General features: G+C 47.1%; 13 protein-coding genes. 4 read left to right on the top strand and 9 right to left on the bottom strand.

The features are described from left to right. Positions 1–180 precede the first annotated feature (180 nt). From QUA99_RS02070 to QUA99_RS02040, 7 genes are all read right to left on the bottom strand, one after another. A complete protein-coding gene (locus QUA99_RS02070) occupies positions 181–1068 on the bottom strand; it encodes a histidine kinase dimerization/phospho-acceptor domain-containing protein (RefSeq protein WP_333239167.1) in 888 nt (295 codons plus the stop codon). Positions 1069–1246: 178 nt separating this feature from the next. Next, positions 1247–2686: a 1-acyl-sn-glycerol-3-phosphate acyltransferase gene (locus QUA99_RS02065; RefSeq protein ID WP_333239168.1), complete on the bottom strand. Its 1440-nt coding sequence runs from the start codon at positions 2684–2686 to the stop codon at positions 1247–1249. Between the two features lie 563 nt (positions 2687–3249). After that, the gene (locus QUA99_RS02060) at positions 3250–5256 is read right to left on the bottom strand and encodes a ribonuclease R family protein (RefSeq protein WP_333239170.1); all 2007 of its coding nucleotides are present in this window, start codon (positions 5254–5256) and stop codon (positions 3250–3252) included. Between the two features lie 316 nt (positions 5257–5572). Next, on the bottom strand, positions 5573–5788 hold the full coding sequence (gene rpsR, locus QUA99_RS02055; protein WP_006631377.1) for a 30S ribosomal protein S18: 216 nt from the start codon (positions 5786–5788) through the stop codon (positions 5573–5575). A 168-nt stretch (positions 5789–5956) separates the two neighbouring features. Then, positions 5957–6145 carry a 50S ribosomal protein L33 gene (gene rpmG, locus QUA99_RS02050; protein ID WP_333239172.1) on the bottom strand — a complete coding sequence of 63 codons (189 nt, stop codon included), beginning with the start codon at positions 6143–6145 and terminating at the stop codon, positions 5957–5959. Positions 6146–6183: 38 nt separating this feature from the next. Continuing rightward, positions 6184–6717, bottom strand: a complete 534-nt coding sequence (locus QUA99_RS02045; RefSeq protein ID WP_333239174.1) for an RDD family protein — start codon at positions 6715–6717, stop codon at positions 6184–6186. 106 nt (positions 6718–6823) lie between these two features. Then, positions 6824–7066: a DUF7219 family protein gene (locus QUA99_RS02040; protein WP_333239176.1), complete on the bottom strand. Its 243-nt coding sequence runs from the start codon at positions 7064–7066 to the stop codon at positions 6824–6826. 483 nt (positions 7067–7549) lie between these two features. On the opposite strand from QUA99_RS02040, the gene QUA99_RS02035 reads away from it, so the two are divergent. The 4 genes from QUA99_RS02035 to QUA99_RS02020 all read left to right on the top strand — a co-directional run bounded on the left by QUA99_RS02035 (position 7550) and on the right by QUA99_RS02020 (position 10722). Further along, positions 7550–7918: a GDSL-type esterase/lipase family protein gene (locus QUA99_RS02035; RefSeq protein WP_333460293.1), complete on the top strand. Its 369-nt coding sequence runs from the start codon at positions 7550–7552 to the stop codon at positions 7916–7918. 474 nt (positions 7919–8392) lie between these two features. Next, positions 8393–8896: an anthrone oxygenase family protein gene (locus QUA99_RS02030; protein WP_333236336.1), complete on the top strand. Its 504-nt coding sequence runs from the start codon at positions 8393–8395 to the stop codon at positions 8894–8896. Positions 8897–9010: 114 nt separating this feature from the next. Beyond that, positions 9011–9655, top strand: coding sequence for a hypothetical protein (locus QUA99_RS02025; protein WP_333236339.1), 645 nt, complete (start codon positions 9011–9013; stop codon positions 9653–9655). Positions 9656–9918: 263 nt separating this feature from the next. After that, positions 9919–10722, top strand: coding sequence for an SGNH/GDSL hydrolase family protein (locus QUA99_RS02020; protein WP_333460291.1), 804 nt, complete (start codon positions 9919–9921; stop codon positions 10720–10722). Between the two features lie 144 nt (positions 10723–10866). On the opposite strand, the gene QUA99_RS02015 is transcribed toward QUA99_RS02020, so the two are convergent. Continuing rightward, entirely contained in the window at positions 10867–11766 is a 900-nt protein-coding gene (locus QUA99_RS02015) for a DUF4436 family protein (protein ID WP_333236343.1), read from the bottom strand. A gap of 256 nt (positions 11767–12022) precedes the next feature. Beyond that, positions 12023–13519 carry a carotenoid oxygenase family protein gene (locus QUA99_RS02010; protein ID WP_333236345.1) on the bottom strand — a complete coding sequence of 499 codons (1497 nt, stop codon included), beginning with the start codon at positions 13517–13519 and terminating at the stop codon, positions 12023–12025. Positions 13520–13559 lie beyond the last annotated feature (40 nt).

Genomic DNA, 13559 nt, shown 5'->3' with positions numbered 1-13559 from the left:
CGGTAATTGGTAATTGGGAATTGGTAATTGGTAATTGGTAATTGGTAATCGGGAATTGGTAATTGGTAATTGAAAAAAGTTGAGTTATTTTTCTTCCTTCTTTCAGCAGTTACGTCCTGTAAACTGCCTCTACCTTCTTCCCTCTACCTTCTTCCTTCTTCCCTCTACCTTCTTCCTTCTTTAGCCTTCCAACAATTCCGTAGCATTGGTGCAGGGAAGCCAGAGCACGTAGCGATATCCAGATTCTGCGGCACCTTGAATCGAGAGTTGGCCGCCTTGAATTTCCACCAATTGGCAGCAAAGCAGCAGCCCCAAGCGTTCCCTGGCCTCGTAACCAGCTAACACCGGTGCGGTCTCTTCGGCATTCTCTGCCACCAAAGACGCCAATTCAGAAAACGCCAGCGTTAATCGCTGCGAACCCTGTGTCGGAAGTTGCGGTTCCACTCTGAGGGAGTCGGTTTCGGAGTTAGATAGCGAACCGCTACCCGATCCGGCCTTCAACAAGTAGTCGGTGTAGAGTTTAGCATGAGGCAAACTTTCTCCCAACCAAGGATGAAAAACCCAAACTCCGATGTTGATACCGTCTTCTTTCCGAGAAACGTGGACTCGAATCACGCTGCCTGCCCCAGCAGATTGAATAATGCTAAAAATTAAGTGGTGCAGCATTTGCTGAACCTTATCTTTATCGACCAACCAGATGCGCGGCCCGGGCCCCATCGACAAGTTAATTTCTTGCTCTTGTCTAGACGCTGCAGGCGACAGGATTGTCACCACCTGCTGGCACAAAGTTTCTATATCGACTGCTGTTCGCCTCAAGGTGAAAGCGGAATCATCTAGTTCTGAGAGTTCCAAAATTTCTTCAACGAGCGATCGCAAAGACCGGCTGCTGTCTTGGATCACGTCGATATATTCTTTTTGCTTGCTGGTTAAGGGGCCGTAAATTTCTTGGTTCAACACGCTTGCCATGCCGATCACCGAAGTGAGCGGGGTGAGCAATTCCTGTGCTAAATAATTCAGCAGTTTTACCTTAATTGAGTTAGTAGACAAATCGATCGGTTTGTTAGTCATCGGTAATTTTTATTGGTTCCTTGTCTAGCGAGCGTTGGCGGTTCATGAGACCTATGCCAAAAGTCTATAACAATCTGTTTACACTTCACAAAAGAAAAAGGTAATGAAGAAAAATATATATTGGTTCTTCCCTCGAATTTCTTCCTTCTGCCCTTGAACCTCTTCCCGATGTGACTAATTAAGATTTAATCATTGCTTCTAAAGCTGATTGCAAATCTTGAGTGAGTTCGGCAACTGCTAACCGGCGGCTGGTTTGATATCCATCCCAACGATCGTCCACTGATATCGGTTCGCCCACAGTCATTTGTACTTGCTGTTTGCCCAACTTCGGGCGGCCGAAAGGATTTCCCCCTTTGATGCGAGTTAGTACGTCCCACAGCAGTAAAGTTGTTTCTGCCAAACGTTCTGCAGTCAGCTTTTCTTGGACGTACCGGCCGGTGACGGATACGAAACTTTCTACAAGTCTCATATGCCACATCCGAAGACTTGCTTCTTCAGCGAGGCGATCGGCTAATCCTCTTTCTAAGGGAGAAAGTGCTGCAATATTTTTGATATCTTCTCGATAAATATAGTCCCAGCCTGCTTGTTCCAGACGGCGGCAGCGGTCTATTAAACTGCCTTTGGGCTTTAAGTTAAAATATTCTTCTGCTACTTGCAAAGCCACGTCTAACAGTGCTTTCAGTCGAGCTATCATTACTTCATTGTCAAAATTATTTGGCGTTTTTTCTGGAATTGATGATGGTAAAATTGATATTTTTTGGGGTATGTCTTTATGATAAAAACGGCTGTAAAACTCTTCCATTACTGCTAACAAGTGACCGCCCAGTCGAATCAGGCGCAGATATTGAAATTTGTGATTAGGGTTTTCCGAATCGGGATTGGCAGTCTCTAAATTAGCGCTCTCGGTGCGTTCTAAGGGTGGCAGTCCGCAATCAATTTCTAATTGAGTTAAAAGTTTTTCTAGGGGTTGCCAAGGTGGGTTGACATAGCGGTGTTGAATGCCGATCGGCACAATTAAAACTTTTTCAGTGCGTCCGGCTTTCCGCAAATCTTCAACGCACCAGAAGCCCATTTGAGCAATTCCCGGTTCGAGGGGACTAACTATTTCATTGTGACCGTTGGTAGCGCCTTCTGGGGCGGCGGCGATCGGGAATTGGCTGTTGGCAAATAAATTGCGGGCAGATCGCAATCCGACGCGATCGATTTTACCGCGAACAATCGGAGTGCCGCCGAGTTGGGAATACAGCCAGCCGACTCCCGCACCGGCCCAGAGGGGAATGCCGCGATCGTAGATAAAGTGGGAATGTACCGGGAATTGCAGGGGAATGCCTTTGGCGCGCGCTGCCTGGGGAACGAGTTTCCAAATTAGTTGTCCCAAACAGTAGGGATCGTCTGAGTTGGGGTGGCGGAAGGCTAGCAAGAAGCGAACTTTCTGATTTTGAAATTGGTGGAATAGTTCGGCGAGGGTTTCGACATTTTCGGCTTGAACGTGGCTGATACTCGTCCGAAATCGCAGCCACCAGGGGAGTATTTGCTTACAACCTTGCATCACTAGCGGGTTGTAGGCTGGGGGTATGAATTCCAGCGGTGGCTGAACTTGGCTAATTGAATTGGGCATTTTGCTATTTTAAATTTTAAATTTTAGATTTTAGATTTTAGATTACTAAATTGGGGTAAAAACTGCCAATTTTTAGTAGAATGCTGAAGTTTTTTTATTAACCGCAGAGGACACAGAGGACACGGAGGAAGAGAGGAGATAGCAAAGCGTGTCAACTTAACGTCAAAAGTATTGCCCGTCTTGGATGGGATAAGCTGTCGCGCATTTAAATTGTATATTCTCCGCGGGCGGGACGCCCACCCCACAAGACTTTTATTTTTTTTGACAGACAATTTAAATGCCGAACAGCTTATCATGTCCAGTCGATCGACCACAATATTTGGGTCGGGGCGGGTTTACGGGATTTCTGGCTGATCTTACAAATCGGGGGTGAACTAGCCCTGACCAGAATTACGATTATTTTACAGGACTCGATATGAAACCATCATCTTTTTTTCCCCCCTGCCTTTGACAAGGGGGATGCGAGGGGGTTAGAAACTCGACTAAAAACGAGATTTATCCTCAGTTTCAGCCTTCAACACAGATTTTTGCCATCCAAAATCTCAAATCTAAAATCTAAAATCCTATTGTGCGGCTTCAAATATCATTTCTTGGAAGTTAATGACATCCGATCGCGGATCGCAATGCGTGACTTTGACTTCTAGCCGATCGCCTATTTCGACCGATCGACCAAATCGCATTGCCAATTCTAAACCCAACTCTTCCAATAAAATCAATCCGAGATTGCTGTCTTCCCTCAGCCAGCGCAGCATTAAAGCTTCCCAAACTTCGTCTGGGTTGCGCCGCAAATATTCCAATCCCCAATAGCGGTTAGTTTGGCGTTCGACAGTGGATGCTTCTTTAACTGCGGTGCCGAGACACATCACAATGTCCTGTATTTCTTCAGCGGAAAAAGGCAGTGGTTCGCCCCGCAGGTGGGCTTTGATTTGGAAGTGAGTCAGCAAGTCGGTATAGCGGCGGATCGGGGAAGTAACTTGAGTGTATAATTCCAAACCCAAGCCGGCGTGGCGTCCGGGGGTCAAACCCATTTCGCTGCGGGGCATACAGCGGCGCACGGCGCAAGCGCGGGCTGGGCCTGCAGGCACGGCTTGCAGTTCTTCATCGGGAGGGAGTTCGGGCTGTGGCTGATAGCGGTAGGGTATGGGCAGGCTGTGAGCTTGACCGTAGCGGGCGGCTAGTTCGCCGGCTAAAATCATCATTTCGGCTACAAGCATCCGGGCTGTGGAGTCGTCGATGACGTGGATTTTAATGTCGTCGCCGTTGACTTTGATGACGGATTCTGGCATGAAAATGCTGATTGCGCCTTGGGCTTCCCGCCATTTTTGGCGCAGTTTTGCAGCAGAGGCGATCGCTGCTATTTCCGGTTCTGCTTCGATTCCCAACTCCAGCATTTCGTCTACATCATCGTAGGTCAAGCGGTAGGTGGGTTTTACGGTGCTGATGTGGATGCTGTAATCTTGAGCCGCGCCGGTTTCGTCTAAGGTGACGCTGAAGCTGAGGGCGCTGCACTCTTGACCTTGAATTAAACTCATCGGCCCGGTTGCCAAAGCTGAGGGAAACATGGGGATCATTCCCGTGGGCAGGTAAACCGTAGTGGTGCGCTTTCTGGCTTCGAGGTCGAGTTCGTCTCCGGGGGATAGCAGGCGGGTGGGATCGGCGATGTGTATCCACAGGCGCTGCTGGCCGTTTTCGAGAAATTCTAAGCTGAGGCCGTCGTCGATTTCGGTGGTGCTTTCGTCGTCGATCGTGTAAACCTTGAGGTGAGTTAAATCGAGACGATTTGTGTCGGAGTCGGTTGGGGGATTTTCCAGGCAGCGTTGGGCCACTTCTAATACCTTTGCGGAGAATTGTAGGGGAATTTGGCTGCGCCGCAAAAACAGGTTTTCGTGGGTACTCCAGAGGCCGAGATCGACTAGGAGGCCAAATGCTGCTTCGGGGTTTTCGGACCGTTGCAAGCTGGCTAAAGTTTCTAAGGCTGGGGTGCGGTGCGTTGCTTCTTCTCCGAGGAGGGCAAAGCGTTCTAGGGCGTCGAGGCGAGTTCGATCGCTGTGTTCCCAATCTACATTTTCCCCTGCCAGCCGCTGTTTGACTCGCTCCCAAAATCCTTGGGATTCTTGGTGTCGCTGCTGTTCTACTTCTTGCTGGTGTTTGATTTCGGCTACTTGGGCTGCAGATCGCGGTTCGTAGCGATCGCCCTTTTGTTTGAAATACAGCTTATCTGTTGATAGCAAACAGTAAGCCGCGTAACACTGGGCCGCACTACTCTCAGAAAATAGCAGAATTGCCAGGGATTCGGGGTCTGCCGTTTCTCCGTCGCCGACTAGCAGTTCCCAAGCTACTTCCAAACTCGACGGATCTGAGTAGGCTTCTACTTCTTTGAGAAATTTGGGAATATCGGAGGGTTTGTAAGTTTCTCCGACTACTTCGTAGCTGATTTGTTTGGGCGGTATGCTGTGCGGTTGACCGTTTTCGTCTACCACGACCCAGTTTTTCTTGCCGTCGGGGCGATCGGCAACTGCCAGACGGCGGTCGCCGTGCACTCTAAATTCTACTAACGTTCCCTTCTCCACTTGCCAGCTTTATATTTGAGATTTTGGATTTTTACCGTGGCCGCTTATCGAGTTTCGAGCTTGCGATTTTAGATTTTGGATATTGGCAATTTTTCTGGTCAATTGTGAAAGTTAAAATCTAAAAAGTTGTTCTTTTTATTGCTTATTTTTTAACTTTTGACTTGTGATTAAGACTTGCGCGGCCGCGACGCTCAACCCTATTTCGCGATTATTCCTCTGCCTTCTTGCTGCACTCTTAATGACAGAAAAAACTTGGTTGTTTTCGCGCAAGTCTTATTCCCAGTCCAAAATCTAAAACCCAAAATCCCAAATCCTGTTAACCTTCTTGGTTTACGAAGGGCATCAAAGCTACAATTCTTGCTCTTTTGATGCTTCTGGTCAGGTCTCGCTGCTGTTTTGCAGTCAAACCGGTAATCCGGCGGGGCAAAATTTTACCGCGTTCTGTGACGTATTTTTTGAGCAAATCGACATCTTTATAGTCGATCGGGTCTCCTGGTTTGATGGGCGAAACGCGCCTGCGAAAGTAAGTCATGGTTTGTTGTTTGTTGACTGTTATTTGTTGACTGTTGACTGTTAGTTTTTAGTTATTAGCCGTTAGTTTGTAGCCGTCAGTAAAGCATTGGTTAGTTATCTGATTTTCGAGGATCAATATCAATTGCCAACAACTGATGACTGATGACTAAGGACTAATGACTAATCACTACTTGATCTCTTTGTGGGCAGTGTGCTTGTTGCAGTGGGGGCAGAACTTGTTGAGTTCCAGCCGCGCCGTCGTGTTCCGACGGTTCTTGGTGGTGGTGTACCGAGAAACGCCTTTTGAGCGTTTGCTCGCGTTTGTTCGGCACTCAGTACACTCTAGAGTAATTATGATGCGGACGCCTTTAGCCATAATTCTAAATAAATTTCGACTAATTTAAACACAATTTATTATCGTCTCACATTGCTCTGCACTTGGTCAAGCAATCTTCTAACTTTGATGTCGAGGGAGTAGCCGCGGCGGGTGCCGACGACGATCGTCCCGCCGATGCGATCGTGGAAAGCTTGGGGAAATCTTTCGGCGGAGGTGAGGGCAACACTACAGTCGATCGCCAGGGGCAGCATCAGCAGCAAGACGGCGGCGTTGGTAGATGTGAGTCCAGCTATACCTGCGAAGGCTAAGGCGGCGCAAAAGCCCAGCAATGCCTCGCGCTTGCACAGTTCTTGCACTCCGGGAGTCCGTTGGAATCTGGTATCGGCAATTTTCATGTCCAAGGCCCAGCGCCCGAGACTTTGACCTTGGTTTTTCCTGACGATGGCTACGCGCAGGATCAGCCACAGCAGGACAAAAAATATGGTTTGGACGATCGCATTATTGCCCAGAAGCAAACTGGGCAGCCAAACTGCGATTCCGTCGATGCAGAGGGCCGCGGCGCGGCGGCCGACGGATACTTTGGGAAGGAGAGGAACTAGGTCGGAACTCATAGGCAAAAAGGTCGATCGCCACTAGCTACTTTTTCATCTTAAGCTCTCGATTAATCGATCGGCATCAATGGCGCGTAACTCAACTTCCAAGCCAAGCGCTAATTATTCAAGCTGAAAAGGGATTTTCGCCAATTCCCAACTGCTTTTTCGAGTTTTCCACCTCTTCCCAAAGTTTTTGTATTTGAGTAAATGCCTGTTCCACAGAGATTTTACCGTTAGATGTCAAGCAACTGATGTAACCCACTCGCTGAGAAAACTCTTGTAAATTCGCATTAAATACCAAATTCTCTGGCTTTACTTCACCGTAATAGCGATTTTGAGGATATAAAAAATTTGAATTGGCTACCATTGCTTTAACCTCGCATGAAAACTTGTTTTCTGAACTAATCAATAATATTATAAACCGCGATGACGTTCTAAAGTTGTGCTGTAAGTAGCAGAAATTATGTGATATTGAGCGAACTTTTTTGTGATGGCAATTACACACATAGAGATAATGGTTGCACAAACCTCAGTAATTTTACGCATCGTACACTTACGCAGGCGGAGTCAATAACTAGGTTTATGCCTTAAGGCTTATAACTTCCGATTTGGGGTTCCAACCAAGTTTTTGTTAGTCCAGGACTGACTTATTGAAATAAGTGACAAAAAACCCCAAAATGGATGATATTATTGCAGACATCAATAGTGAGACTTTGAGTAAAAAACTGCATAATGTCTGCAAATGTGCGTCAAGCGAAGCTATCCCGTTCGCGAAGCGTTCCCGTTCCCCGTAGGGGTTCCCGTAGGGTAGGGTAGGGAATCGCCCCGTCCCAAACTCCCGAAGCGGCAAGTGTTAATCAGGCTTGCCATCGCCGTAATTGCTGCTGTTATCGCCTTCAACATCCCTCACTCCTTAATTCCCGTGTTTAAAGAATCCATATCCGAAGCAACGCCGCCACCAGAAATCCAAAACGTACTCGCCGGCAAGCGCAAAATTGTGATAGTGGGCGACAGCATCACCGAGGCAGGAAAATACCCCGGAGGTTATGTTTGGCTGCTGCAACGCTATCTGAGTGCTCTTTATCCCGGCAAAATCGAAATCGTCAACGCCGGAATCTCCGGTAACAAGGCGACTGATATGCAAGCGCGCTTCCAGAAAGATGCGATCGACCACAAGCCAGATTTAGTGATGATTAATGTCGGTGTCTATGAGTGCTAAGTTTGAATAGTAACACTTGTTTTTTGTGAAGCAAGCAGCGCTGGAATTCCTAAGCTTTTAGCTACTACGAAGTGGGAGCATCTCATATTTGTAAAAACACTTCTTATGGCTCCTTCCTTCTTCCTCTTTCCTTCTTCCTCTTTCCTCCTGCCCCGCAGCCTCGGGCCTCCTGCCTTAAAACTCCAATTTCTAGCTTAACTGCAAAAGTGAGATGCTCCCTACGAAGTAGTATAGCATTGACACTTAAAATCAGCCACAGTTTTTTACTTGTAAGTGATTTATTCTTTAAGTGTCGGCTAGATTGCCTTTAGCTCTTAATAAGAGCATGGTAGTGGTTGAGAACTTAACTTTTATTTGGGGTCTGCTTTCCACCCTGTCCACTTTACGTCAAGTTTCTCGGCTCAATATCAAGATTGAAAATGCAATGACACAATGCACTAACAAGGCATTGGACAGTAATTCGCAGGAGGTTTTATGGCAATGGTTGATTACTCGCTTTTCACATTGAAGCTTTTCTCGGCACTAGGCTGCGGGCTGATGGCTGGAGTATTCTTCGCCTTCTCGACGTTTGTGATGAAAGCCCTTGCCCGACTCCAACCAGCACAGGGTATTGCCGCCATGCAAGCCATCAATATAACGGCGATTAATCCGTTATTTATGACGGCGCTATTCGGAACGGCTGCAGCTTGCATCTTTCTGGCTATCTCCTCGCTGTTAAAGTGGCATCAACCCGGTGCCACTTACTTACTCCTTGGCAGCCTGCTCTATCTTGTCGGTACTGTAGGAGTGACGATCGCGTTCAATGTGCCGCTAAATGATGCGCTGGCGACTGTCGAGCCAAGCAGCACAGACGGTGCGAGCCTATGGGCTAGATACCTTAGCGAATGGACGTTCTGGAATCATGTTCGGACGGCTGCGGCGCTGGCGGCATCGGCTTCGCTTACCATTGCGCTCTGTTATCGATCGGTACAATTTTAATTTTACTTTTTTAATTTTGATCGATCGCGCGATAGATGCGATCGTAAAAACGAAATTTATTGAGGAGGGTAATTATAATATGGTTGTGCTGCTGGAGGGTCATCTTATCGCACTGTGCTAAGTAAAACATACACGATCGCCAAAAAAGCAGAGCGCCACAATTTGGCAAAACTAATGACCTGTGCGGTTATATTACTGCCTGCAAACCTCGCTTTTTCTGTTCCTACTTACTTGGGTAGCGAAACAATTGCTGAGGCTGACAGCGCTAAATTTACTCAAAAGGTTAACATCATCCTGGCTCAAAATAGCACCCAGGTGCCACTGAGCATTGGGTATGGTGGGACAGAAGCTAGGGGAGGCTTTGTCCTCATGCAACTTACTGCACCCAATCGAGATACAACTCAACCGGCTTACGGTGGCAAGCTTCGTCTCTACGATGTTCATCTTGCCAAAATGTTTGAAACTTCCCATTTTTTGTGCCAGCAGTTTAGAGGCGTTTCCGGTTATGAATGGGTTTATTCAGCAGGTAATGGAAGTATTCGCATGGGAAACTTTAGAATTCCCTGTAGTTTAGCTAGCGAAATGGCTTCAACCTACGGCTTAGGTAAGCCAGAACGCACAAGCATTGCCAAAGATACCGAGGGCGGCCCTCCTGAATCAGATGTCTATTCTATTCCGATTTTAGACATCACCGCTTCTAAGGTTCAGCCGTGGATGAATTTTGTGCAAAATTTTAAACCAACTAGCAGGGATATGTAGCGACCTGCAATACTAAACGCTCAAACCTGCAATAAGCGTCATTTCTCAGCGTTCGACCGATCGCAAATTGACCGATATCGCCGAACGTCTCACGCCCAAGTCCAGGATTGTTTGCAACGATAGCAAAATTGATGGCTCACTCTCAGAAGACTCAGGCTAAAATCTAGGATTAAAGTGAGGACGCGCATCAAATAGGCTCTTTTTCATTCTTCCTTATGTCTCCCAATGCGCCATCGCCCCGTCCCAAACTCCCGAAGCGGCAAGTGTTAATCAGACTTGCCCTCGCCGTAATTGCTGCTATTATTGCCTTCAACATCCCTCACTCCTTAATTCCCGTGTTTAAAGAATCCATATCCGAAGCAACGCCGCCACCAGAAATCCAAAACGTACTCGCCGGCAAGCGCAAAATTGTGATAGTGGGCGACAGCATCACCGAGGCAGGAAAATACCCCGGAGGTTATGTTTGGCTGCTGCAACGCTATCTGAGTGCTCTTTATCCCGGCAAAATCGAAATCGTCAACGCCGGAATCTCCGGTAACAAGGCGACTGATATGCAAGCGCGCTTCCAGAAAGATGCGATCGACCACAAGCCAGATTTAGTGATGATTAATGTCGGAGTCAACGATGTTTGGCACGCTTTCTTTGACTTCCAAAACATTCAGTTTTATCCGCAAGGCAACTTGCCCACCGGAGTGCCGCTGGCACAATATCGGGAGAAAATAACTCAAATGGTACTGGCGGCAAAAGCTGCAGGAATTCGAGTTGTACTGCTTTCTCCTACTCCGATAGGCGAAATTCTCGACGGCCCAGAAAATCGCAGGTTGCAAGAGTATATTGCCGCGATGCGAGAAATTGCGTTGCAGAATCAGTGCTTGTTTATTGATTTGAATGCACCTTTTCGGGAAGTTATCGGCACGTATCAAAAGCACGCGGGCAAGACTCTGAATTTGTTGGCAGCAGATGGAGTTCACCCCAATCCGTCTGGGTATCGAATTATGGCTTTTACTATTTTGCGAGGTTTGGGAGTACCGACGAAAGATATTGAAAATTTGGAAGTCAAAAAGTGAATCTTTGAATTTAGTTAATTGTTAACGGTTGGCTGTTGACTGTTGACTGTTGACTGTTAATTGAAAGTATCCAAGCTACAAGCCCCCTGATTTATCACTGGGCTAAATTATTCAAATCTAAAATCTAAAATCTAAAATCTAAAATCATTCAATTGGCGGATGATACCGCTTCAACCAACAGCTACCAATAATCACCAACGCCACCACAACAATAATTTCCGTCCAAAAAAACGAAAGGAAATCGCTGGCAGTTCCCACCGGTGGCACCCCCGGTTGAGCGTTGCGAATAGCGGGAAAAGCAAACAGCATCACGGCAGTCCAACTCAGCATTCCCACTTCCGGTACCTTGCCGGATTTCATGACTTTTAAGGCTAGCAAAAGCGCCATAATTGACAGCACCCACATGATGACAATAATCACTAACGCAAAGAATTTCACGGGGATTGAGCGAGTTGCAGAAACATCGATATAAATAAAGATAGATGAATTCTCTTCCATCGGCTTGTAACTGATGTCGAAACCGGGAACATCGGCATTAAACTTAAATTCCAGCGGCACGGGATTCAGTTCAAATGGAGCAAATTTTTTACCAATCGAAGGCAGCGGGTCGAGCGAAATAGCTACTTTAGCAATGTGCCTGTCAAAGGGGTAATTGTTAATTTTTCCTTTGACTAAGTTAAACTTCAATGCAGGGACAATCATCGGTTTGCCTTCTTTAAAGGTAATTTCCGAATCCTGGACATTTGCGCCGTTAACTGTCATTAACAAGTCTTGAGCCGGGTAAGTTGGCCCTTTTTTATAGATACCTTTGAGTTCAAACTGCAAGCGGGTTTCTAATTCGTTTTTAATGGGATCGACGGCAATTAACGTCATTTTGACCTCGACCAAGCCTTTGGACGCTACAGTGCTTTCTGGAGATGGGTTGTAAGGCTCTTGGGCGTTAGCATTGTGAGAGTAAATAGATAAGATAATTGTAAAAAATACGACGATACTGCTAATTAAAATAAGTATTTTTTTGAGAGATTTTTTGTTGACAGTTTGCATTTATTATGGATATTTTATCGTTTGATTTGTTGTTAGTATTTCCCGCAGTCTGCCAGTCCGCCAGTCCGTCAGTCCGTCAGGGGTTAAAACCCCTGTCTCATAGCTAAAGTCGGTTAAAACCGACTAAAGAAACTCGATCGATAATAAATGTTGGTTTTAGTCCTCTTTTAGAGGACTTTCGCTGTGAGCCGGGGTTTTCAACCCCCGGCGGGCTGTGGCGATCATCGACGCAAGAACCAGGCGAATCAACGCGCAACTACGAACCGATAGGAAGCAGTACATTTGGTGTGAAACTGCCGTGCAAGCCGTAGGGAATGTGCTGTTTTAAATGCAAGCGCGCTACAGGGCCTTTGGTAATATCGCGAGCATCTAAAATCACTAAGATCGATCGATGATTAGCTGCATCATACATTAAAAGCAGCAGCCAGCCGTCATCCTCCGCAACAGCATCGGGACGGGGAACAAACACTGGTTCTCCCGCAAAACCGCGCGGTGCGGCACTCCAAATTTGCCTTTCACCAGTCACGAAATCAATTTTGAGGATAGCTTGCAAAGGAGCATTTCCCGTGGGAGCATCAGCAGCACCGATGTAAAGATATCGGTAAGGTTGTCCGACATTATTCGGATGCAAAGTTGGAAACTCGCAGCACCTAGTTTCAACAACTTGATGCTGCACGGTTTCCTCTTGCAAATTTAACTTAAACCGCCACAATTCGCCCGCTGGAACGCTCTCAAAATCAACCTCGCGAAAATCGGCATCCGCCTCTACACTTGGAAATGATTCGTAGCAAACTGAATCTACAAAAACTTCGCCTCCTTCTTCCCAGGCGTTGCAGTGGTGGAAGACAAAACAAGGTTCCGTTTCTAATATCTTTACCTCGTCAGTGCCGTTGCGGGGAATTAAAATTGCTTGCGTTGGCTTGTTTGGCGAAAATTGAATGCACTGCGCTGCACTCCGCAATCCTAACACGAAAAGCAGCGGATTGAAGCTGACCGGATTTTGGAAGAATATGCAGTAATTCGGGGTAATTACCATGTCGTGCAGGAAGGCAAAACCCGGTATTGTATGGGCGTGACGCTGCAAAAGTTTGCCGCTTTCGTCGAGTTCGTAAATCGTGATGGTACTCGACAAACCGGGCTTGACGGAAAAGTTGATTAATCTGTCTCCTTTGCCATTTTTCCCTTTTTCAATTCTGGGGTGGGCGGCGAAGGCTTCACCGGGTTCCAAGATGCCGTCTAGGGTATCTAAGCCGAGTGTTTCTAGGGTACGGGGGTCGAGTCTGTAGGGTTCTGCTGCTTCCCAAAGTGCTAGCAGTTTGTCGCCCCAATAAATGATGTTGGTGTTGGCAATGTTTTTGATTTTGACATCAAAGATGTTGGCTAGCCAACCCCCTGGCTTTTGTGTGCCGAAAACGCCTCGGTGGAGGATTTTGCCGGCTTCTTGTTCGGCGATATAGCCTTCTGTGCGGACGAATCGGTTGCGGAAATGGGCGCGGCCTTCGGATATTGCGATCGCACAAACCATCCCGTCGCCGTCAAACGGGTGGTGGATGCGCTGGCCGTTGACATCCAACAATCCGGGCCCGTTGCGAAAGAATGTGCCTTGCAAGCCGGAGGGGATTTCGCCTTCTATGTCGTCAATCCAGTAGTCGGATTCGTTGGGTTGGGATTCGTAGCCGCGCTGCCAGTCTGTGCGATCGTATGATGATTTTTTGGCTGCTGTTTGAGGTTGGGAAATCTTTAAGGTTTGCATGGGTTTAATAAGCTTTTATTGATTTAACCGCAGAGAACAC

Source organism: Microcoleus sp. F10-B2, from assembly GCF_036704965.1.
In the GTDB taxonomy this organism is placed as follows: Bacteria; Cyanobacteriota; Cyanobacteriia; order Cyanobacteriales; family Microcoleaceae; genus Microcoleus.
This window is presented reverse-complemented; position numbering and strand designations above follow the sequence as displayed.